At 60.0% G+C, this 21793-nt stretch carries 19 protein-coding genes and 2 tRNA genes; 9 read left to right on the top strand and 12 right to left on the bottom strand.

The annotated features are described in order from the left end of the window. Positions 1–67: 67 nt before the first annotated feature. Positions 68–1312, top strand: a complete 1245-nt coding sequence (locus WH299_RS11510; RefSeq protein WP_323624752.1) for an EAL domain-containing response regulator — start codon at positions 68–70, stop codon at positions 1310–1312. Here WH299_RS11510 and WH299_RS11505 read toward each other — a convergent pair. Together WH299_RS11505 and WH299_RS11500 are read right to left on the bottom strand one after the other, a co-directional pair. Beyond that, entirely contained in the window at positions 1281–1934 is a 654-nt protein-coding gene (locus tag WH299_RS11505; RefSeq protein ID WP_123478481.1) for a response regulator transcription factor, read from the bottom strand. The two genes, WH299_RS11510 and WH299_RS11505, sit on opposite strands and share 32 nt — an antisense overlap. Before the next feature lie 142 nt (positions 1935–2076). Further along, positions 2077–2298: a hypothetical protein gene (locus WH299_RS11500; RefSeq protein WP_049711681.1), complete on the bottom strand. Its 222-nt coding sequence runs from the start codon at positions 2296–2298 to the stop codon at positions 2077–2079. A gap of 315 nt (positions 2299–2613) precedes the next feature. Here WH299_RS11500 and WH299_RS11495 point away from each other — a divergent pair, with 315 nt between their 5' ends. Further along, entirely contained in the window at positions 2614–2898 is a 285-nt protein-coding gene (locus WH299_RS11495; RefSeq protein WP_028617806.1) for a DUF3509 domain-containing protein, read from the top strand. A gap of 170 nt (positions 2899–3068) precedes the next feature. Here WH299_RS11495 and WH299_RS11490 read toward each other — a convergent pair whose 3' ends face one another. Both WH299_RS11490 and WH299_RS11485 read right to left on the bottom strand, forming a co-directional pair. Continuing rightward, positions 3069–3935 (bottom strand): TIGR02285 family protein, encoded by an 867-nt coding sequence (locus WH299_RS11490; RefSeq protein WP_126570701.1) that lies wholly within the window; start codon positions 3933–3935, stop codon positions 3069–3071. Then, positions 3935–5134, bottom strand: a complete 1200-nt coding sequence (locus tag WH299_RS11485) for a CaiB/BaiF CoA transferase family protein (protein ID WP_339550313.1) — start codon at positions 5132–5134, stop codon at positions 3935–3937. Before WH299_RS11485 ends, WH299_RS11490 begins: the two co-directional genes overlap by 1 nt. A 136-nt stretch (positions 5135–5270) precedes the next feature. On the opposite strand from WH299_RS11485, the gene WH299_RS11480 reads away from it, so the two are divergent. Both WH299_RS11480 and recJ read left to right on the top strand, forming a co-directional pair. Next, positions 5271–5813 carry a YaeQ family protein gene (locus WH299_RS11480; protein ID WP_016977727.1) on the top strand — a complete coding sequence of 181 codons (543 nt, stop codon included), beginning with the start codon at positions 5271–5273 and terminating at the stop codon, positions 5811–5813. Positions 5814–5945: 132 nt separating this feature from the next. Beyond that, positions 5946–7655 carry a single-stranded-DNA-specific exonuclease RecJ gene (gene recJ / locus WH299_RS11475; RefSeq protein WP_028617803.1) on the top strand — a complete coding sequence of 570 codons (1710 nt, stop codon included), beginning with the start codon at positions 5946–5948 and terminating at the stop codon, positions 7653–7655. Between the two features lie 198 nt (positions 7656–7853). Here the strand turns inward: recJ and WH299_RS11470 are convergent, their stop codons facing one another. From WH299_RS11470 to WH299_RS11455, 4 genes are all read right to left on the bottom strand, one after another. After that, complete coding sequence (locus WH299_RS11470) at positions 7854–9134, bottom strand: virulence factor family protein (RefSeq protein WP_339550312.1); 1281 nt, start codon at positions 9132–9134, stop codon at positions 7854–7856. After that, the gene (gene mprF / locus WH299_RS11465) at positions 9134–11776 is read right to left on the bottom strand and encodes a bifunctional lysylphosphatidylglycerol flippase/synthetase MprF (protein ID WP_028617801.1); all 2643 of its coding nucleotides are present in this window, start codon (positions 11774–11776) and stop codon (positions 9134–9136) included. Before mprF ends, WH299_RS11470 begins: the two co-directional genes overlap by 1 nt. A gap of 279 nt (positions 11777–12055) precedes the next feature. Next, positions 12056–12132: transfer RNA gene (locus WH299_RS11460), tRNA-Met, on the bottom strand. 209 nt (positions 12133–12341) lie between these two features. Then, positions 12342–12418 (bottom strand) — tRNA-Met (locus tag WH299_RS11455). A gap of 280 nt (positions 12419–12698) precedes the next feature. On the opposite strand from WH299_RS11455, the gene dinB reads away from it, so the two are divergent. Further along, positions 12699–13757 carry a DNA polymerase IV gene (gene dinB / locus WH299_RS11450; protein WP_122728652.1) on the top strand — a complete coding sequence of 353 codons (1059 nt, stop codon included), beginning with the start codon at positions 12699–12701 and terminating at the stop codon, positions 13755–13757. Positions 13758–13878: 121 nt separating this feature from the next. On the opposite strand, the gene WH299_RS11445 is transcribed toward dinB, so the two are convergent. The 4 genes from WH299_RS11445 to WH299_RS11430 all read right to left on the bottom strand — a co-directional run bounded on the left by WH299_RS11445 (position 13879) and on the right by WH299_RS11430 (position 18711). Continuing rightward, positions 13879–14832, bottom strand: coding sequence for a hypothetical protein (locus WH299_RS11445; RefSeq protein WP_028617799.1), 954 nt, complete (start codon positions 14830–14832; stop codon positions 13879–13881). A gap of 20 nt (positions 14833–14852) precedes the next feature. Then, positions 14853–16568 (bottom strand): proline--tRNA ligase, encoded by a 1716-nt coding sequence (locus tag WH299_RS11440; RefSeq protein ID WP_339496147.1) that lies wholly within the window; start codon positions 16566–16568, stop codon positions 14853–14855. A 198-nt stretch (positions 16569–16766) separates the two neighbouring features. Next, on the bottom strand, positions 16767–18299 hold the full coding sequence (locus WH299_RS11435; RefSeq protein ID WP_122728646.1) for an AmpG family muropeptide MFS transporter: 1533 nt from the start codon (positions 18297–18299) through the stop codon (positions 16767–16769). Between the two features lie 43 nt (positions 18300–18342). Then, complete coding sequence (locus WH299_RS11430; protein WP_445262705.1) at positions 18343–18711, bottom strand: MGMT family protein; 369 nt, start codon at positions 18709–18711, stop codon at positions 18343–18345. 139 nt (positions 18712–18850) lie between these two features. Between WH299_RS11430 and WH299_RS11425 the strand changes: the two genes are divergently transcribed. The 4 genes from WH299_RS11425 to WH299_RS11410 all read left to right on the top strand — a co-directional run bounded on the left by WH299_RS11425 (position 18851) and on the right by WH299_RS11410 (position 21789). Next, positions 18851–19858: a DUF481 domain-containing protein gene (locus WH299_RS11425; RefSeq protein WP_025854818.1), complete on the top strand. Its 1008-nt coding sequence runs from the start codon at positions 18851–18853 to the stop codon at positions 19856–19858. A 115-nt stretch (positions 19859–19973) separates the two neighbouring features. Beyond that, positions 19974–20705: a HugZ family pyridoxamine 5'-phosphate oxidase gene (locus WH299_RS11420; RefSeq protein ID WP_028617796.1), complete on the top strand. Its 732-nt coding sequence runs from the start codon at positions 19974–19976 to the stop codon at positions 20703–20705. 66 nt (positions 20706–20771) lie between these two features. Further along, positions 20772–21248 (top strand): FxsA family protein, encoded by a 477-nt coding sequence (locus tag WH299_RS11415; protein ID WP_016975517.1) that lies wholly within the window; start codon positions 20772–20774, stop codon positions 21246–21248. A 247-nt stretch (positions 21249–21495) separates the two neighbouring features. After that, positions 21496–21789: a co-chaperone GroES gene (locus WH299_RS11410; protein WP_003227685.1), complete on the top strand. Its 294-nt coding sequence runs from the start codon at positions 21496–21498 to the stop codon at positions 21787–21789. Positions 21790–21793 lie beyond the last annotated feature (4 nt).

The raw sequence follows: 21793 nt of genomic DNA, 5'->3' as shown, positions 1-21793 counted from the left end.
TCCTATGGGGCGCGCAGGGCCTTTTGAGTAGCCTGCGCCACCTCGCTTTTACGCCGTAGAGTTTGTCATGCGCTCCCTCAATGTCTTGATCCTCGAAGATAACCCGTTCCAACTGATGGCCCTGCACCAGATGCTCAATGCCAATGGTGTATTCAATGTAATGACGGCCGAAACAGTAGAGGCCGCCCGGCAGTCATTGGCGAGCAAGGGGCCGGTAGACATCGCTATTTGCGACCTCTATCTGGAGCAAGGCGATGCCCTTGAACTGATTCGCGAATTGGGCGAGCTGCGGCAGACTCAGGTGCTGATCCTGTTAAGCAATGCTGAGCCCAACGTATTGGAGGGTGTCGCCAACATGGCGCGTCAGGCCGGGTTGAATGTGCTCAGGTGTTTGCCCAAACCCGCCTCGGCACAGCTGATCGGGCAACTGCTGACGGTTTGCCGGCAACACTTACGCCCAGGGCCGCAGGTAGTGTCCTGGGAGAGGGTACGCCAACTGTTGGGGGTGAATGAGCAGGATGAATTGCCGCCTACGGTGGATGCCTGCCAGGTAGCCATCGCGCGCTACGCCAGCGCCAGCTTTCAGCCTATCGTTTGCCAGGCAGGCGTATTGCAAGGGGTTGAGGTGCTGGCGAGGTGGTACCTACCTGAGGGAGAAGTGTTGCTACCGCATGAATTCCTGCCGGTGCTGGAGTTTGCCGGCATGGAGGAGGCGTTTACCTGGCATGTGATGGAAGAGGCCCTAGGCCTTGTCAGCCAGATAGCGTGGGATACGGGCGAGATCTTACCAGTGGCGGTGAACATTCCCGGGCGGATGCTGGAGCATGCGCATTTTCCCCAGAGGCTGCAGCGCCTGCTGCAACGCTATGCCGTGCCCGCCCATAGCCTGACGCTGGAACTGGTCGAAACCACCCGTTTGAACACCGACAGTGCTCATGTCAGCAGCTTGCTACGTTTGCGGATGATCGGTTGCAAGTTGTCTATCGGTGACTTCGGCGTCGGCGGTACGAGTTTGCAGCGTTTGCTGGAGCTGCCTTTCACCGAGCTGAAAATACCACCGGCCTTTGCCTGTGGAATGGCAGGTGATGAGCGCAAAGTGGCCGTTGTCGCAGGCGCCATGAGCATGGCCAGCCGTATGGGCATGAACGTGGTGATTGCGGGCATTGAAACGACAGCCGATCGTGAGGCGGCCTGTGCACTGGGCCCTGCCTGGTTGCAAGGCCGCCTGATTGCCCCGCCGATGGACGCTCAGGCACTGAAAGAGTGGCTCGGCCACGAGGCTAGGCCAACCCATGCTCCTGCACGTAGATAAACAATGATGCGTCGGTACTGAGCCCGAGCTTGCGCATGGCGCTCACTTTTTGCGCACTGACTGTCTGCTTGCTGCGATGCAGATGTGCCGCGATCTCACCCACGGTCAGCCCTCTCGCCAGCAGGCGAATCACTTCCAGCTCGCGGGGCGACAGTTGCTCGTGGGACTGCAATCGGTCAGTGCCCATGGCGCTCAGTGACTGGCGAATGGTGTGGGCCACATAGCATTGCTGCTGGCGTACCCGCCGGACGGCTTCAGGCAATTCATTCGCGAGGCTGGCTTTACTCAGCAGGCCCATGACACCCAGCTCCAGAATGGCGTGAAACAACCCAGCGTTGTTGAGCATAGTCACCACGACGATGGGCAGCGTTGGGTGATGCCGGCGCAGTTGTTCGATCAGTCGCAAACCGTCGGCCTGGGGTTCGGCGGGCATCATGAAATCGGTGATCAACAGGTCGCAGGCACAGTGTTGCAGCAATTGGGCAAGGGACTGGGGTGAGTTGGCTTCGCCGACGATTTCCAACTGTTCATCGCGTTCCAAGACGGCTCGCAGACCAATCAGGAAAATGGGATGGTCGTCGGCAAGGATGATGCGCAAGGGTTTTTCAGGTGCGCTTCTCAAGATAGATTCCCCGGACAATTCGGGGATTTTAGCCTGTTAACCCAGTGATGGTGGAAAGTGGTGGGGGCACGGTGCACAAAAACGCCGCTTTCCCTTCCGTGGGGCAGCGGCGTTTTCTGTTTCTGGCAGGCCCGGTCTAGTGTTACGAGAATAGTTTCTGCGCGACGACTATGACGGTGCCGACTGCGGCATAGAACCCTGTCGCGATACCCACCGGGTACCAGAAAGTCTCACAGGTTATCTTCAGGGATTCTTTGTTGAGTTTGTTCTGCTCTGCGTTCATACGTGCGATTTCAGCAAAAATACGTGAGACCTCGGCGTGCATTCTGTCTGTCGATGTTTGCTGTTCATTGTGTTCCGCCATCATCTTCATCCTTCGCAATAAGGGCCTTTTGACATGCGCTTTTACCTGCGTTGCAGCGTGACCAGTGCTCAACGAGTATAGGATTCACCTCCGGCCTCAACCCCCGGAAAACCTCAAATCAGCCACCCATTGCGTAAGCAGTTATGTGCGGCCGTTTTTTCGTTGTCATGTTGCAAGCGCATGCTGGAATCCGTCACCCCCTGACGGCCCCAAAAGACGAAAAAGCGAACTTTCCTACGTCACAACCAGTCACTTAGGATAGATGCAGCTCTCCCGTTGAAACGATTGTTCCCGAACTATTGAGTGGTGATCGAGATGGAAAGTATCAGCCTATTGCTCGAAGAAGCACTGAGCCCTTATCAGGTTACGCTGACCACCTCTGGTGTGCAGGACGAGTGCCTGGTAACCGTGAAGAATCCTGCTGGCGCCATTGTGGTCGAACGTGAAGTCGACCGCGCCCAATTGATGGACAAACGCGTGCTGGTGGATGTGGTGGATTGCCTGCTGCGTGACATCAAAATTGCCGAAGGGCGCGTCGAACCCTCGGTCATCGCGGCCTTGCGCAACGCAGCCCAGACCCGCAACGCCACCGCCGCATGAAGAATTGTTTAATTATGGAAACTTCCTACAGCGTGGCCGGTCAGATTTCGTAACAACAAGAGCAAACATTGTGCTCCGGTGTTTGTGTCTTGTTGTACTGGTCTTTGTAGGCCACGTTTAACCCCGAAGTGTCTCCCCACGCTCCGGGGTTTCTTTTTGCCTGCGATTTGTCAGGGGGCCGGCGAGTCCTGGAAAAAACTCGGGTTATCGCGCAGATACTGTTCACGCATGACGGGGTCCAGCCATGAGGCGTAGGACTGCTGTATCTGCTCTTGTGGGATTTCGCGCAGGACCTGGTTGATCCTTTCGATGGCTTGGCGTCCCTGGGGCGTATCCGAGCAACCGATGTGCGTCCGTTGGTAAGGCGCCGAGCCTTTGATGGGGTAGAACATCAAGTCGTCCGAGACGATGCCCTGCTGCATCGCGTGATAGCGGATTTCCGGCCAATAACCCAACACCGCCTCCAGTCTGCCCAGGCGTTGCATCTGCAACAGGCTACCCAAGGCGTCGTTGCCGTAATGCAGTGCGAGCTTGTGCGCATCAGCGTGCTTGAGCTGTTCATCGATGACAGGCCCGTAGCTGCGCTCGGCGATGGCTCCCACCCTTGACGTGTGAGCATCGAGGAACGCCTGCAGGTCAAACTGGCCTTGCGTGATGTAAGGCGCCATGGCGTCCTGCTGGTCGTGTCGGATGGTGACGCCATTGCTGGCCACCACAAACGCCTGGCTGGAAAACACGACGTACCTGGCCCGTTCGGCCGTCCACAGCAATGAAGGATCGCAGGTGAACGTGGGCTCACGCAGCATTTGCATGCCCCGTGCGCGATTGACGTGCAGCACTTGGTGGCGGTACTCCGGCAGGCGTTCGCTCAATATCGGCAACAGTTGATCCAGCGCACCCTGGCCCTTGCGCGGGCCTTCGAAAATGGTCAGGGGAGGCAAGTCCCGTAGTAGCCAGACCAGCGTGTCTTCAGCGTTGGCGGTCGGGCCCCAGGCGAGCATGACGCCGAGGCAAAGCTGAGCAAGCCTGCGGATCATCAGATCGCGCCTGCCTCACGTAAACGCACAATGGCGGCAGCGTCATAACCCAGCCTGCCCAGTACCTGGCTGTTATGTTCACCCAACTGCGGCCCGACCCATTCGCAGCTGCCCGGCGTGTCCGACAGCTTGGGCACGATGCCTGGCATCTTGAAGTCCTTGCCGCCAGGCAACTTGGCCTTGAGGAACATCTCCCTGGCGAGGAATTGCGGGTCGCCGAGCATGTCTTCGGCGCTATAGATGCGGCTGGCGGGCACTTCGGCCTTATTCAGGATATCTACCACCTGACCCAGCGGCAGCGAGTTCACCCAGCGATCAATGACCCCATACAACTCATCACGGCGGCTATCGCGCCCGTCATTGCTGGCAAGTGCAGGATCGTTGGCGAGGTCTTCTCGACCGATGGCCGACATAAAGCGCTTGAAGATCGCATCGCCGTTGGCGCCAATCTGTACATGCTTGCCGTCGGCGCTGGTGTGGATCGAGGACGGCGTGATGCCGGGCATGATGTTACCGGTGCGTTCGCGGATGAAGCCAAACACGTCGAACTCCGGAATCATGCTCTCCATCATGGCGAAGATGGCTTCGTACAGCGCCACATCCACCACTTGCCCCAAACCGCCATTGACTTCGCGATGACGCAACGCCATCAACGCACCGATCACCGCCCATAACGCGGCGATCGAGTCGCCGATCGAAATACCGGTGCGGACCGGCGGGCGGTCTTCAAAGCCGGTGATGTAGCGCAGGCCGCCCATGGATTCGCCCACAGCACCAAACCCTGGCTGATCTTTCATCGGCCCGGTCTGGCCAAAGCCGGAGAGACGTACCATCACCAGCTTGGGGTTGAGGGCGTGCAGGGTTTCCCAGCTCAGGCCGAGTTTTTCCAGCACGCCGGGGCGGAAATTCTCGATCAGGATGTCGGCGTCGGCCAACAGTTGCTTGAGGATGGCCAGGCCGTCGGGGTGCTTGAGGTTCAGCGTCAGCGACTGTTTGTTACGCGCCTGCACGAACCACCACAGCGATGTGCCCTCGTACAGCTTGCGCCATTTGCGCAGCGGGTCGCCGCCGTCGGGAGACTCGACCTTGATCACGTCGGCGCCGAATTCCGCACAGATACGGGAGGCAAACGGGCCGGCGATCAGGGTGCCGAGTTCGATGACTTTCAGTCCGGCAAGCGGTTTGGCGTTGAACGACATGAGGATCCTTGTCTGCGCAGGGCGTGGGTGTGATGCCTTTTAACATAGGCGAGTAGCCCTGGGCAGCGCAGGATTCGTTGAATAGCCTCGCCATCGGTTAGACTGGCCGCCTTTCCTTGTCTCTAGAAGCCCGTTCATGGCCCAGCCGTCCACGACCTACAAATTCGAACTCAACCTCACCGACCTCGATCGCTCGGTGTACGAGAGCGTCAAACAGACCATCGCCCGCCACCCGTCGGAAACCGAAGAGCGCATGACCGTGCGCCTGCTGGCCTACGCCCTCTGGTACAACGAGCAGTTGTCGTTCGGGCGCGGCCTGTCAGATGTAGACGAACCAGCCCTGTGGGAAAAAAGCCTGGATGATCGGGTTTTGCACTGGATCGAAGTCGGCCAGCCCGACGCCGACCGCCTCACCTGGTGCTCGCGCCGCACCGAACGCACCAGCCTGCTGGCCTACGGCAGCTTGCGCGTGTGGGAAGGCAAGGTAGTGCCGGTGGCGAATAACCTGAAAAACGTACACATCGCCGCCGTGCCCCAGGAAGTCCTGGAGACCCTGGCCAAGGACATGCCCCGCGTCATCAAGTGGGATGTGATGATCAGCGAAGGCACGATGTTCGTCACCGACGACCGTGGCCAGCATGAAGTCCAACTGCAATGGCTGGTCGGCGAACGCGGCTGAACCTGTAGGAGCGAGCTTGCTCGCGAAGAACCTGAGGGCGCCGCGTTCATCTAGGCAATCCGTGTCATCGTTAACGATTTTCGCGAGCAAGCTCGCTCCTACCGTTTATTGAAGAGAATTCACCTGCTTCCCATGCGTATCGATCCTCGCCCGTTGCCCGCCGTCCTCCCGTTTCTCGGTGAACTGCCACCGCTGTTGACCCGTCTCTACGCCGCGCGCGGGGTGCAGTCCGAGGCCGAGCTGGATAAAAGCCTGGCCCGGTTGATTCCCTATCAACAGCTCAAAGGGATTGATGCGGCGGTGGACTTGCTGGTGACCGCATTGGAGCAGCGCCAGCGTATCTTAATCGTCGGTGACTTCGACGCCGATGGCGCCACCGCCAGCACCGTAGGCACCCTGGGCCTGCGTTTGCTCGGTGCGGCCCATGTCGATTACCTCGTGCCCAACCGTTTCGAGTACGGCTACGGCCTGACCCCGGAAATTGTCGCTGTCGCCCTGCAGCGCGAGCCGCAGTTGCTGATCACCGTGGACAACGGCATTTCCAGCGTCGAAGGCGTGGCGGCGGCGAAAGCGGCGGGGTTGCAGGTGTTGGTGACGGACCACCACTTGCCTGGTGATGAGTTGCCGGCGGCAGATGCCATCGTCAATCCGAACCAGCCCGGCTGTGAGTTTCCGAGCAAGGCCCTGGCCGGCGTGGGTGTGATCTTTTACGTGCTGATGGCGCTGCGTGCGCGCCTGCGCAGCTTGGGCTGGTACGACAACAAGCCGCAACCCAACATTGGTGAATTGCTCGACCTGGTTGCCCTGGGCAGCGTGGCCGACGTAGTGCCCCTGGACGCCAACAACCGCATCCTCGTGCATCAAGGCCTGGAGCGTATCCGCGCTGGCCGTGCGCGGCCGGGGATCAAGGCGATCCTGGAAGTGGCCAAGCGCGATGCCGCACGCATCACCTCGACCGACCTGGGATTTATCCTCGGGCCACGCCTGAACGCCGCCGGGCGCCTGGATGACATGAGCCTGGGCATCGAATGCCTGCTCACCACCGACGTTGCCGCCGCGCGGGAAATGGCCGCGCAACTGGACGGCATGAACCAGGATCGCAAGTCCATCGAGCAAGGCATGCAGCGCGAGGCCCTGGCCCAGCTCAAGGACCTGCCGGTGGAATCGATGCCTTACGGCTTGTGCCTGTTCGATCCGGAATGGCACCAGGGCGTGATCGGGATTCTCGCATCGCGAATGAAAGAACGTTACTTCCGCCCGACCATCGCCTTTGCCGACGCCGGTGATGGCCTGTTGAAGGGCTCAGGGCGCTCTGTGCAGGGTTTTCATATCCGTGACGCCCTGGCGGTGGTCGCGAGCCAGCATCCCAACCTGATCGCCAAATACGGCGGTCACGCCATGGCGGCTGGCCTGACACTGCGCGAGGAAAACTTCCCACTGTTTGCCGAAGCGTTTGACGCTGAAGTGCGCCGGCAACTGCGCGAAGAAGACCTCACCGGGCGCCTGCTGTCCGACGGCACCCTGGCGGTGGAAGAGTTTCATCTGGAACTGGCTCGCGCATTGCGACATGCCGGGCCGTGGGGGCAGCACTTTCCCGAGCCGGTCTTTCACGGTGTATTCCAGTTGGTAGAGCAGCGGGTGGTGGGTGAGCGGCACCTGAAGGTGGTGCTCAAGACTGAATGCGGGTCAGTGAAACTCGATGGCATTGCCTTTGGAGTGGACCGTGAGGTCTGGCCGAACCCGACCGTGCGTTGGGTGGAGTTGGCGTACAAGCTGGATGTGAACGAGTTTCGTGGGAATGAGACTGTGCAACTGATGATTGCCCACATCGAACCGCGCTAGACGCTGTAGGAGCAAGCTACCTGGGGTGAGCGGGCTTGTGTGGTGAGCGGGCTTGCCCCGCGCTGGGCTGCGCAGCAGCCCTAAAACCAAACGCCGCATTCTGTCTGACAGAATGCGGCGTTCTTATTGGGGCGGCTTCGCCACCCAGCGCGGGGCAAGCCCGCTCACCACAAAAGCCAGCTCCCACGGGGGAAGAGCTTATTCGGTTTTGGCCTGGTGCTTCACGATGATATCCACCAACCGCTTCGCCAGCGCCGGGTAGTTCTCATCGAAGTGATGCCCACCTGGCAACTTCAACGCTTCACCCACGGCTGTCTTGTCCGTGCAGCCGCTCTCGTCGACCTCTTCCGCGCCGTAGATGCACACCACTTTCTCAGGGGGCAGCTTGGCCATTTCCGGCCCGGTGGCGGCTTCTTTACCGGCGTTGCCCAACCAGCCTTCCACTTCAATTTCGAAGCTGCCCGTGCGCGCGAACGCCAGCAGAATGATCGCGTCCACGCGCTGCTGCTCGTTTTCCGGCAGGCGGTTGTAGATGGCCGGCAATACATCGGCGCCGAACGAATAACCGGTCAGTACGAAGCGCTTGGTGCCCCATTTCTGACGGTAGTGCTGCATCAGTTCGGTGAGGTCCTTGGCGCTTTGTTCCGGGGTCTTGTGCTGCCAGTAATAGCGCAGAGTATCGATACCCACCACCGGGTAGCCGATCTTGGCCATTTCACCGGCCACGTCACGGTCCAGGTCACGCCAGCCGCCATCACCGGAGAGGAACAGGGTGACGGTGTCCTTCGCTTGGCCGGCCGGGACTTCAACCACCGGAATTGCCAGGCCGCCGTTGTCCGAACCTACCAGTTGCTTGCGCAGCTCGTTGTTCAGCACTTGCGGGTAGTGAATGTCGTAGTCGCTGATACTGGTGGTGGCGCGCGGGGTGTCACGTACGAAACTGGCGCTTTCATCGTCAGGGTTGTCGTTCCAGGCCACCAGCCAATTGCCGTGTGCGGCTGTCTTTGGCAGTGGATCCTTGCAGCCTTCCTGCACCAAGGCGAAGCCGACGGAGATGGCGTTGGCCTTGTCGTCGTTCTGGGTGGCCAGCCAGCGCCAGGCGAGGGCGGCGCCAGGGCCGATGCCGCTGACCAGCGTTGCTTGGCCCTTGAGCTGGCCCAGGGCGTTTTGCAGCGCTTGTTCCTGCAGCTTGCAGTCGTCCTTGGGCAGGATCACCTGGACAATCTGCGCCTTGCCGCCTTGGCTCAAGGCGACCAGTTGGCTGTCGGTCAGGATTTCATCGGGCATCACGGCCACGGCCACACGGGCTTTCGGCGCTCCGTACGGGGTTACCCGGGTCATCACCGAGCCATCGGCCTGGGGCAGTTGCTCCAGGGTCGGCTGGGGGGCAGGGCGGTTCCAGTACCAATAGCCGCCACCCAGGACCAGGGCGAGCAGCACTACAAAGGCCAATACATACCGCCAGGAGCGTCGAATCATCAGCGTTTCACCAATCCAGTCAAGCCGCCCGCGATCAGGGCGGCGGTATCGGCCAGTGCCACCAGCGGATCAAGTCCTGCGGGCACGGCCATGTAACGGGGTTCCCAGTCAGGCTGGAACTTGTCTTTGAAGCGGCGCAAACCTTGGAAGTTATACAGTTGCTCGCCACGACGGAACACCATCGAACCCAGGCGTTGGGTCAGCGGGGCGCCGCGTCGTGGTTGCAGGCCCGACAAAGGCACCATGCCGAGGCTGAAGCGGGCGTAGCCGTGACTCTTATAGTGTTGAATCAGGCCGACCATCATGAACTCCATGGTCAGCTTGGGCGCGTCCGGGTGGGCGCGCATCAGGTCGAGACTGGCCAGGTCGTGGTTGTAGGTCTCGAGCAGGTTGGCGAAGGCCACCGGGCGCCCTTCGAAGCGAATGATCGCGATGCGAAAGTGCTTGAGGTAGTCGTCGCTGAAACGTCCCAGGGAAAAGCCTTTTTCCCGTACGTTCTTGCCGGTCAGCCAGGCATCGGAGATTACCTTGAGCTCGTCCATCGGCGCGGTGCCCGGCTCGCAGATCTCCAGGGACAGGCCGTCCCGCGAGCCGCGGTTCCAGGTGTAGCGCAGGTCCTTCATCTCTTTGCCCTTGGCTTCCAGGTCAAAGCGTTTCAGGTCGACGCGGGCTTCTTCGCCCAGCTTGATGGCGGTGAGGCCGATGTCCATGTAGTACGGCAGGTTCTCGGCGCGGACCTGGTAGAACACCGGGCGGGCATGGTGAATGTCGCACAGGTCACGGAACTGCCAGATCATCTCGGCCCGTGGCTGGGTCGGGCCAATCGGGTCGTACAAGGCTACCAGGCTGCGGCCGCGACGGGCGTACATGAGGAAAGCTTCATCATTGGGGTGGAACAGCAGCGCTTTGTCGCCGGTAAGCGCCAGACCCCCGTCGGGCTGGGACGAGGCCATCAGGATCTTGCTGGCGCGCTCCAGTTCGTCCGGCGTCGGCAAGTGGATCACCGGGCGCGCGGTGCGCAGCAGCCAGGTCAACGACACGATCACCAGCACCACGGCGGCGCCCAGCAGCGAGCGCAGGCCGCGGGGGGCATTGGCGTCCAGGGTGAACTGCCACCACAGTTGATGGCTGTACGGTACGTCTTGATAAGCGAACAACAGCAGCCAGATCGAAGCGCCCAGCACGCAGACACTGGCCACCAGGTACAGCGGCGAGAAGGGCAGTTCGGTGAGGCGGCTGGCGCGATAAAACGAGCGTCGGAAGATCGCCAGCAGGATCGCGGTCATGGTCATCAGGCTGGCTTCTTCCCAGTCGAAACCCTTGAGCAGCGAGAGCAGGGCGCCGACCAACAGCAGCACCATGGTCAGCATCCAGGCAGCCGACAAACGTCGACGCAGACCCTGGGCCAGCAACAGGCACAGCACGCCGATCAGGCTGGCGCCAAAGTGCGAGGCGTCAATCAGGCGGTGGGGAATCAGGAAGCCGATGTTTTCCAGGCGTGAGTCGATTTCGGGCGTGGCGCCAGAGAACAGCAGGACCACGCCGGACAAAAAAACCAGCACGGCCAATACTGGCGCTGCCAGCCCCGAGGCGACCCGCAGGCTTTGCTGGGTCTGGAACAGGCGCTGTGCTTCGTTGACCAACAGGAACACGCAGGCGATCAGCAGCGGCAACACCACGTAGATCATGCGATACAGCAGCAGGGCGGCGGCCAATGGCGCGGCGCCCAGTTTGTCGGCGAAGGCCGCCAGCAGGATCGCTTCGAATACGCCCACACCGCCCGGCACATGGCTGAGCACACCAGCGGCCAAGGCCAGCAGGTACACCAGCAGGAAGGGACCGAACGGCGGCGCTTCCGGTAGCAGCATATAAAGGACAGTGGCGGCAGCGGCCACGTCCAGCGCGGTAATGATCAGTTGCAGGAAGGTCAGGCGGCGACCCGGCAGGCGCAGGGTGCGACGACCGGCTTTTACCAGCAGGTTATCCGGGTAGGGTTGTTCCGGCAGGCGACGGCGATAAATGCCGATGCACAACACCGCCGACAACAACAGCACCGCGCCAGCAATACCGCCCAGCACAGCCTGTGGCAAATGCAGGTAGGTCGATGCGGCGGGCAGGTTGCTCAGTGTCGCCAGTGCAGCCAGTGGCGGCAGTGCAGTACCGAGCGCCAGGCTGGCGAACACTGTCATGTGCGCGACTTCCGAAGCCCCGATGCCATGGCGTGCATATAAACGGTAACGCACCGAACCGCCGGAGAGCATCGACAGGCCAATCGCATTGCCGATGGCGAAGGCGGTAAAGCCACCGAGGGCCAGGGTTTTGGCGGGCAGGTTCACGCCCGCGTAGCGCGCGCCGGAAAATTCGTAGCCCAATAGAATGACGAAACCGGCGACGGCCGCCGCAAACGCACCCAGCAAGGCGGGCTTGGGCACTTCCAGGATCGAGTCGTGGAGGGCGTAGAGGTCCAGTTCCAACAGCAGGTGGCGGCAGGCGATCAGGGCGATGGCGAACAACAATAGGGTGACGGCCAGCCCGATGGGTTGCCGGTACTTGCTCACCAGATCCAGCCAACGCAAACGGGTGGGTGTGATCGGTTGTTCTGCTGTAACAGTGTCTTGTGGTTCAGACGAGTTGGCGCGCATCAATCACCTCGTGGATTGTGCGCGACAGGATGGAGGTATCCAGCCAAGTTACCAATCCCTATGGACAAAATAATTACAAATATTAACGCGTATCACCGGGTGCGGCGACAGCGGCCATTGGTCGTAGAGGGTAGCGATTGAGCATTGAGCATAGCTTGCAAAGAGATGGACTCAACAAACCGTGTAGGGTTTCATGAAAGATGCCATGCCATTGTTTCAGAAGAACTTTTTCACCGGATACAAAAAAGGCCACTCTTTCGAGTAGCCTTTTTTGATGTTTGGTTGCGGGAGCCGGATTTGAACCGACGACCTTCGGGTTATGAGCCCGACGAGCTACCAGACTGCTCCATCCCGCGTCTGTGGGCGGCATTCTACAGCCCAACGGCGGGGTGTCAACCGTTAATGGGCTGATGGGTCAAATAAGTGTGAATTTGTCGTTACAGGTTGACCAAGGGCGGTAAGTGCGCGACGAGTAAAGATTTTTTTGTCTTACAATTTTCGTACAGGAAGGAAAAACGAGCAGGCACAAAAAAGGCCACTCTTTCGAGTAGCCTTTTTTGATGTTTGGTTGCGGGAGCCGGATTTGAACCGACGACCTTCGGGTTATGAGCCCGACGAGCTACCAGACTGCTCCATCCCGCGTCTGTGTGTCGGCATTCTACAGAGGAACGCAGGTGTGTCAACCCGTGAATCGAAGAAAAGCGCTTGTGGTTCAATCGGTTAGCTCTCCAAGGTGGCCTCTCGATACCCCGCCAGCCCAGTCTGGCCGAGGGTTTCAGCTCTATCAGCAGGCCAAATCCGATTGAGAAAATAAATTCATCCGGGATTTTTCCTACCGCTCAAGCAGAAGAATCAAACTACTGGTGCTATATACAGGTGTGAGTGCGATACTGGCCACCCGTAGGTACACACCCCCGTTTATATGACGCAGCGCAAAATCATCCACGTCGACTGTGATTGCTTCTACGCCGCCATCGAGATGCGCGATGACCCGAGCCTGGCGCAAAAACCGCTGGCGGTGGGTGGCTCGGCCGACCGGCGCGGGGTGATCGCTACCTGCAACTACGAGGCGCGGGCCTATGGCGTGCGCTCGGCCATGTCGTCACGCCATGCCTTGAAGCTGTGCCCGGACCTGACCATCGTCAAGCCGCGCATGGACGCCTATAAGGAAGCGTCGAAGGAAATCCAGACCATCTTTCGCGACTACACCGACCTGATCGAGCCGTTGTCACTGGATGAAGCCTATCTGGATGTGTCCGACAGCTCGCATTTCGGCGGCAGTGCCACGCGCATTGCCCAGGATATTCGCCGGCGTGTCTCCAACCAGTTGCACATCACCGTGTCCGCCGGCGTGGCGCCGAACAAGTTCCTGGCCAAGATCGCCAGCGATTGGAAGAAGCCCAACGGACTCTTCGTGATCACCCCGGACCAGGTTGAAGACTTCGTCTCGCAGTTGCGCGTGAGCAAGTTGCACGGTGTGGGCAAGGTCACGGCGGACAAACTGGCGCGCCTGGGAATCGAAGACTGCCTGCAGTTGCGCGAGTGGAACAAGCTGGCGTTGGTGCGCGAATTCGGCAGTTTTGGCGAGCGGCTGTGGAGCCTGGCCCGTGGGATCGATGACCGCGTGGTGCAGAACGACAGTCGCCGGCAGTCGATCAGTGTGGAAAATACCTACGACGTGGACCTGCCGGATCTCTCAAGTTGCCTGGCCAAACTCCCCGAACTCATGGAAACCCTGGCCGGACGCATGGCGCGCATCGACAGCAGTTACCGGGCAGGCAAGCCGTTCGTTAAGGTGAAATTTCATGACTTTACCCAGACCACCTTGGAGCAGGCGGGGGCAGGGCGGGATCTGGAGAGTTATCAACAACTGCTGACGCAGGCGTTTAACCGGGGTGGGAAGCCGGTGCGGTTGCTGGGGATTGGGGTGCGGTTGCTGGATTTAAGCAATGGCAACGAACAGCTCGAGTTCTCCTGGTAGAAACCGGATTAAAACCTGTAGGAGCCGGCTTGCCGGCGATGGCAATCTACCAGCCGCATGTGCAAGCTGACCTGGCGCCATCGCTGGCAAGCCAGCTCCTACAGTTTTATCGTCGTTGTTCTTAGCGAGCGCCAGGATCTGCCACCAACCGCCCCGCATCCTTGGTCAACGCCTGCAGGAATTCCTGCTGCAACTCGGGATCATTGCGGGTCAGTTCGATCAGGCTTTGCTCCAGCTCGCTGGCTTCTTCTTCCAGGCCCAGTTCAGACAAGCGCTTGACCCTATGCACCCACTGACTGACTTCGTCATCTTCCAGGTCGTCATAGATCAGTCCGTGGGCTTCCAGCAACTTGTTGCGCAAGGTGCTGCTGACCGCCAGCGTGGAGTCCGAATGCACGTCGTCCTGGCCATCTTCCACGCTGATCTTCAAGGTCGTGACGCGGTTCAGGTCCTGCTCGGCAAACGGGCTGTCCAACAGATTCAGGCGCAATACGCCGTTACGGTCGGTGGTCAGCTCATGGACTTGCTTGCCGGCGGTGACTTGCACCGGGCGTTCGCTCCAGGGCAGGCTCGAATACTCCACGCGCTTGTCGCGCTGGACTTCATCAATACCCGCCAGGTTCTGTTGCGCGCGGCCGTGGGACTGCACGTTCATGAACGGGTTTAGGCCGTCCACGCCGTAGATCAGCCAGTCACGCGTCACACTGGTCGGCAGGTTGCCAAGGGCGAATACGTTCACCACATTGGCGCCCGCGCCGGCCACCAGGGCTACGGCACCCAAAGGCATCTCATAGAGTTTGCGCCAGGGCTGGTAGGGCGTGTAGCGGTCGTAACGACGGGTGACTTCGAACTCGGTGACCTCGAAGGTCTTCTGCTCGTGAATGCGGACCCGGCGTTGCGGCAGCTCCAGCACTTTGGGTTCGCCTACATCGATCTGCAGGCTGTGGTCGAGCAACTTACGCTCGACCCGCTCCTCGTGCTCACTGCGTTGCGACATCTGGTTGGCGCAGCCGCTGACCAGCAGGGCGCCGCACAAGGCGGCGCCCCCCAGGGCTCTGGTGTTTCGCTTGAACATGACTTCTCTTGATCTGGTTTTCAGCGACGAATACGCGCCTGAAGGAAAGACAGCACGTCAGCCACCGGCAACGGTTGGGCTTCGGCTTCGGTCCGGCTCTTGTATTCCAGATTGCCATCGGCCAGGCCGCGGTCACTGACCACGATCCGGTGCGGGATGCCAATCAATTCCATGTCGGCGAATTTGATGCCCGGGCTGGTTTTCTTGTCCCGGTCATCCAGCAACACTTCAAAACCGGCGGCCGTCAGATCGGCATACAGTTTGTCGGTGGCTTCGCGTACTTGCTCGGTCTCATAACGCAGTGGCACCAGGGCGATCTGGAACGGCGCCAGGGTGTCGCTCCAGATGATGCCGTTCTCGTCGTTGTTCTGCTCGATGGCAGCGGCAACCACCCGGGAAACGCCAATGCCGTAGCAACCCATTTCCAGGATCACCGGCTTGCCGTTCTCGCCCAGCACTTTGCAGTTCATCGCCTGGCTGTACTTGTTGCCCAGCTGGAAGATGTGCCCGACTTCGATGCCGCGCTTGATTTCCAGGGTGCCCTTGCCATCCGGGCTTGGGTCACCGGCCACCACGTTACGCAGATCGGCCACCGTCGGAACCGGCAGGTCACGCTCCCAGTTCACGCCGAAGTAGTGCTTGTCGTCGATGTTCGCGCCGATGCCGAAGTCGCTCATCAGCTCGACCGAACGGTCGATGATGATCGGCAGTGGCAGGTTCAGCGGGCCGAGCGAACCTGCGCCGGCGCCAATGGCGTCACGCAGTTCGGCGTCGGTAGCCATGACCAGCGGGCTGGCCACGCCAGGTTGCTGGGCCGCCTTGATTTCGTTGAGTTCGTGGTCGCCACGGATCACCAGGGCGATCAGCTTGCCTTCTTCTTCGGCGCGCACGATCAGGGTCTTGATGGTCTTTTCAATCGGCAGATTGAATTTTTCCACCAGGGCCGCGATGGTCTTGGTCTCAGGGGTGTCCACCAGGCGCAGCTCTTCAGCCGGTGCTGGACGGGAGGTTTCCCGTGGCACGGCTTCGGCTTTCTCGATGTTCGCCGCGTAGTCGGAGCCGTTGCTGAACACGATATCGTCTTCGCCGGACTCGGCCAGTACGTGGAATTCGTGGGAACCGGCGCCGCCGATGGAGCCGTTGTCCGCTTCAACCGGGCGGAACTTCAGGCCCAGGCGGGTGAACACGTTGCAGTAGGCCTGGTGCATGCGGTCGTAGGTGACCTGCAGTGACGCCTGGTCGGCGTGGAACGAGTACGCATCCTTCATGATGAATTCGCGGCCGCGCATCAAACCGAAGCGTGGACGGATTTCGTCACGGAATTTGGTCTGGATCTGATACAGGTTCAGCGGCAGCTGCTTGTAGCTGCTCAGCTCGTTGCGCATCAGATCGGTGATCACTTCTTCGTGGGTCGGGCCGGCGCAGAAGTCGCGGCCATGACGATCCTTGAAGCGCAGCAGCTCAGGGCCGTACTCTTCCCAGCGCCCGGATTCCTGCCACAGTTCAGCCGGTTGGGTACTCGGCATCAACACTTCCAGAGAGCCGGCAGCGTTCATTTCTTCACGAACGATGGCTTCGACCTTGCGCATCACCTTCAAGCCCATGGGCAGCCAGGTGTACAGGCCGGAGGCCAGTTTGCGGATCATACCGGCGCGCAGCATCAGCTGATGGCTGATCACAACCGCGTCGGAAGGCGTTTCTTTCTGTGTGGCGAGCAAATATTGACTGGTACGCATGGTAGGCCGTTGTCGGTTGCTTGGACTTGAAATGACTCTGGATTGTACGGGCGCAAACTGCCGCCGTACAGGCATCAGAATGTAGGGATGTCTGTAGTGAGGGAGCTTGCTCCCGTTCGACAGCGCAGCTGGAGCCGGCTTTTGGGGCTGCTTCGCACCCCAGCGGGAGCAAGCTCCCTCACCACAAAAGCATGTGTGTCAGTCTTCCTGCGGTGGATTCAACCGAATTCGCCGATTCTCCTGAAACCAATGCAGCGCAATCAGCAGCAACGTCGGCACACCCAGCATGCAGGTGATCAGGAAGAAATTGTGATAGCCGAACTTCTCCACCATCACCCCCGAATACCCACCGATCAGCCGCGGCAGCAACAGCATGATCGAGCTGAGCAACGCATATTGGGTGGCGGAGAACTTCAGGTTGGTCAGGCTGGAAAGGTAGGCCACGAATGCGGAGGTCGCCAGCCCTGAGCTGAAGTTATCCAGGGAAATGGTGAAGATCAGCATTTGCAGGTCCGGGCCCATGTCGGCGAGCATCACGAACAGCAGGTTGGTGCCAGCCGAGGCCACACCGCCGATGAACAGGATCGGCAGGATGCCGAAACGCACAATCAGCAGGCCGCCCATGCCGGCGCCAAGCAAGGTCATGATCAGGCCGAAGATCTTGCTGACCCCGGCGATCTGGTCCTTGGTGAAGCCCTGGTCGATGTAGAACACGTTGGCCATCACGCCCATCACGGTGTCGGACATGCGATAGGTAGCGATCAGCCCCAGCAGCAGCAACGCCTGCCAGCGGTAGCGCAGGATAAAGTCATTGACCGGCGTCAGCACCGGCGCCAGGCCACGGCGGCCCATGGCCGAGAGGCATAGGGCGGTGAGCGTTATATAGAGGATGGCCCGCAGGAATGCGCGGTCTTCCATCAGCAAGTCCCACAGGCTCATGCCATGGAACAGCACGCTTTCGAAGTCAGTGTTGAACAGTTGGGTGAACATGGCCGGCACCGACACCAGCAACACGATCAGTACAAACACCGAGACCAACTGATGCACAAAGCTGTAGCGCCCGGCCTGCAATTGAGTGCGCAGTGGCACATTCGGTTCTCGCATGAAGAAGGTGGTCAGCAGCGCCGGGATCATCAGTACCCCGAACAGCACATAGGTGCCGGTCCAGGCCGAGTGTTTATAGTTGAAGCCGGTGGAGCCGAAACCTTCGGCAAAAAACAGTGCGCCCGCTGTGGCGAGCAGGGCTGCAATGCGATAGCCGGACATGTAGCTGGCGGCCAGAGCAGCCTGGCGGCTGTCGTCGGCGATTTCCAGGCGATAGGCGTCGACGGCGATGTCCTGGGTGGCGGACGCAAAGGCAACGATGACCGCGATAGCGATCAGCCAGGACAAGTGTTTCTGCGGGTCGCAAAAACCCATGCCGATCAATCCGAGGATCACCAGCGACTGGGCCAGCACCAGCCAGGAACGGCGGCGCCCGAGTTTGCCGAGCAGCGGCAGGCGCCATTGGTCGAGCAGCGGCGACCACACCCACTTAAAGGCATACGCCAAACCGATCAAGCTCGCATAGCCGATGGTTTCGCGCGCCACACCGGCTTCGCGCAACCACACTGAAAGCGTCGAGAACACCAACATGTAAGGCAGGCCGGCGGCAAAGCCGAGCAACAACAGGACTAACGTCGAGGGGCTGGCATAGGCGGCGAGCGCGGCGCGCCAGGTTTTACGGGGCATGGGCTGGAGTCTGCCTCAGATTTGCGGAAACAAAGCGCGCACTCTAACCGCTGTGCTCTACCGGGCGCCAGCCATGGCGCTGAATATCAACGCGATTGTTGCGGACAGTGACGCCTTCATCGCGCAAACGCGCGCGTTGCTCGTCACCCGAGGCACTGCCCACCGGCAGACTTATCCGACCGCCGGCACCCAGCACGCGGTGCCAGGGCAGCTTGGTGTCTTCGGGAAGCTGGCTTAGCGTACGGCCAACCCAGCGCGCCGCACGCCCGAGACCTGCCAGGTGGGCCAGCTCGCCGTAGCTCACCACGCAGCCTGCGGGCACTTGGGCCAGGGTCAGGTAGAGCGCGGTGCGGCGCATTTCGGCGGGGCTTTGTGGTGTTTCGGCGGGCTGATTCACGGTAGGGATATCCATTGATACCGACGACACAATTGTAGGAAAAGTCTGTAAGTGTGCTGATGAGAATTGAACTCAACATAAATCCTTGAGTCAGTCCTAGCTATCTAACACGATGTTCGCCCTTTTTCGCCAACCTTGAGCTCCTTATCCGCTTATGCTGTCCAGAACCCTGCTATGCCTCGCTGTTTTCAGCGCCTCCACGCCTTTGCTGGCCGATACCGTCTGGTTGAAAAACGGTGACCGCCTGACGGGCAAGATCAAGGTCTTCGACGGTGGCAAGCTGCTGATCCAAACCGATTACGCAGGCGCCATCCCGGTAGACTGGAAACAGGTGAAAACCCTGGAGAGCGACCAGGAGCTGCTGGTCAAGCAGGACGCCTATACCGGCGAGAAGGCCAAGTCCCTGAAAGCGGCGGACGATGGCAAAGTGGTCCTGGCCAACGGCGAAGCGCCCAAGACCGTCGAACTGGCCAGCATCCAGCAGATCATCAAGCCCAAGCCGGTGGTCGAAGACCTGGTGTGGAAGGGCAATGTAGACATGGCGCTGGACTATAAACGCGCCGATAAAGACACCAACGACTACGACATCGACTTCAAGACCACCGCCCGCCATGGTCAATGGCGCCATACCGGGCAGGGCGAGTACAACCGCGAGTTCCAGGACGACGTCACCACCACCGACAACTGGGCCCTGGAATACGACCTCGACCGTTTCCTGACCGAGCACTGGTTCTGGCAGGGGCGCTTGACCTACAAACGCGACAAGGTTGAAGACCTGTCCCGTCAGCGCACCGTCGGCACGGGCCCGGGCTATCAGTTCTGGGACGATGAGTTGGGCGCGTTCTCCCTGGGCTCGCTGGTCAACCGCACCGACTATGAATACGCCGACGGCGGCAAGGACAACTTCTATTCCCTGGCCATGAAGTGGAATTACAACCGCTACCTGGTGGGCAAGACCGTCGAGTTCTTCACCAACGGCGAAGTGGGCAAGCCCATCGGCGGTCCGGCAGAATACTCGTTGGACGCAGAAATGGGCCTGCGCTACAAGGTCACCGAGTGGGCGTCGCTCAACCTCAAGGCCGAACGCGACGTTATCAGTGGAGACTCCGACAGCAGCCTGAGCAAAACCCGCTATACCGCAGGCTTTGGCGTGGCCTGGTAACACGGGCGTACAAAACCTGCTTGGCAACCTTTGCCGATAATGATTACCTTGCGTTGAGATTCATTCCCATAGGCCCATAGGTCATGGGGCGGCTGAATACCCGAGGAGTCATACGTTGAGCGCACAGGTTGCCAAGAACGCCCGAGAGCTGTTGCTCAAGGAATACCGTGGGGCTCTCGCCACACAGTCCAAAGCCATGCCCGGCTTCCCTTTCGGTTCGGTAGTGCCGTATTGCCTGGACGAGCAGGGCCGCCCGCTGATCCTGATCAGTCGCATTGCCCAACATACTCACAACCTGCAGAAAGACCCCAAGTGTTCGCTGCTGGTGGGTGAGCGCGAGGCGGATGATGTGCAGGCCGTCGGGCGCCTGACCTACCTGGCTGAAGCCGAAAAACTGGAGGAGGGCGCTGCCATCGAGGCGGCGGCCGAGCGTTATTACCGCTACTTCCCCGATTCAGCCAACTACCACAAGGCTCACGATTTCGACTTCTGGGTGCTCAAGCCGGTGCGTCACCGGTATATCGGTGGCTTTGGCGCGATTCACTGGGTCGATCAGTTGACGTTGGCCAACCCGTTTGCGGGCAAGGCCGAGCGCAGCATGATCGAACACATGAACAGCGATCACACCAAGGCCATTGCCCATTACGTCGACCTCACCGGTTTGCCGACTTCCGAGCCTGCCCAGTTGGCCGGCATCGACAGCGAAGGCATGCACTTGCGTATAGGCCAATCCTTATATTGGTTGCCGTTTGCGGAGTCTTGCAACACGCCGACACAAGTACGCGAAGCCTTGGTTTCATTGGCTCACGCCGAGGTCTGGCCGAAAAAAGAAGCCGCTGACGCTTGAATTCACGAAACGGCGACGTCATCTAAGGTGGACTGGCAAGGCATTCTTGCGTTGAGGAACCATTTGATGCGCCCTTTTTTGTTGCTCTTTCTGCTGTTCCCGGTGTTGGAGCTGTTCGTATTCGTTCAAGTCAGCAGTGCGATCGGCTTTTTCCCGGCCCTGTTGCTGATCATTCTCGGCTCGATGCTCGGCGTTCTGGTGCTGCGCGTCGCCGGCCTGGCCACGGCGCTGCGTGCCCGTGAAAGCCTGAACCGGGGCGAACTGCCCGCGCAAACCATGCTTGAAGGCCTGATGATGGCTCTGGCCGGTGGCCTGCTGATCCTGCCGGGTTTCATCAGCGACGTGGTCGGCCTGGTGATGTTGCTGCCGTTCACCCGCAAATTGCTGGCAGGCAAGATGCGCCAGCGCGCCGAAGAGGCAGCGATTCGCCAGCGTGCGTTCGCCGATGACCTGCAACCCCGTGGCGGTCCGGCCCCGCGCCAGCCGCTGGGGCGTGAAGGTGATGTGATCGAAGGTGAGTTCGAGCACCGCGACAGCAAATAACCGCTTAGCTGGCACGGCACCTCTGGGTGCCGTGCTGCTTTCAGCCGTCGGCACACGCAAAAAATTTACGCCACGGCCCCTTGTAATAAGCTTATGCGCCCTTATGTAACGGTCACCGCAAGGTTTCTGGTGGTGACACTAGACAGACTTCCGCGTCTCGCTTTGCGAGCCGCGACCGGCACCGCCGGAATTTAACCCGCCGGAATTGATACCGGCCGATGAAAAACACAATTAGGAGAGATCGACAATGAAGCTTCGTCCTCTGCACGACCGCGTCGTAATCCGTCGTAGCGAAGAAGAAAAGAAAACCGCTGGCGGTATCGTTCTGCCAGGTTCGGCTGCTGAAAAAGCCAACCACGGTGTGATCGTCGCTGCGGGCCCAGGCAAAACCCTGGAAAACGGTGAAGTGCGTGCTCTGGCCGTTAAAGTCGGTGACAAGGTTGTATTCGGCCCTTACTCCGGCAGCAACACTGTGAAAGTTGACGGCGAAGACCTGCTGGTCATGGCTGAGAACGAGATTCTCGCCGTACTGGAAGGCTGATTCC

It is taken from the genome of Pseudomonas sp. MYb541, assembly GCF_037479595.1.
In the GTDB taxonomy this organism is placed as follows: domain Bacteria; phylum Pseudomonadota; class Gammaproteobacteria; order Pseudomonadales; family Pseudomonadaceae; genus Aquipseudomonas; species Aquipseudomonas canadensis.
This window is presented reverse-complemented; position numbering and strand designations above follow the sequence as displayed.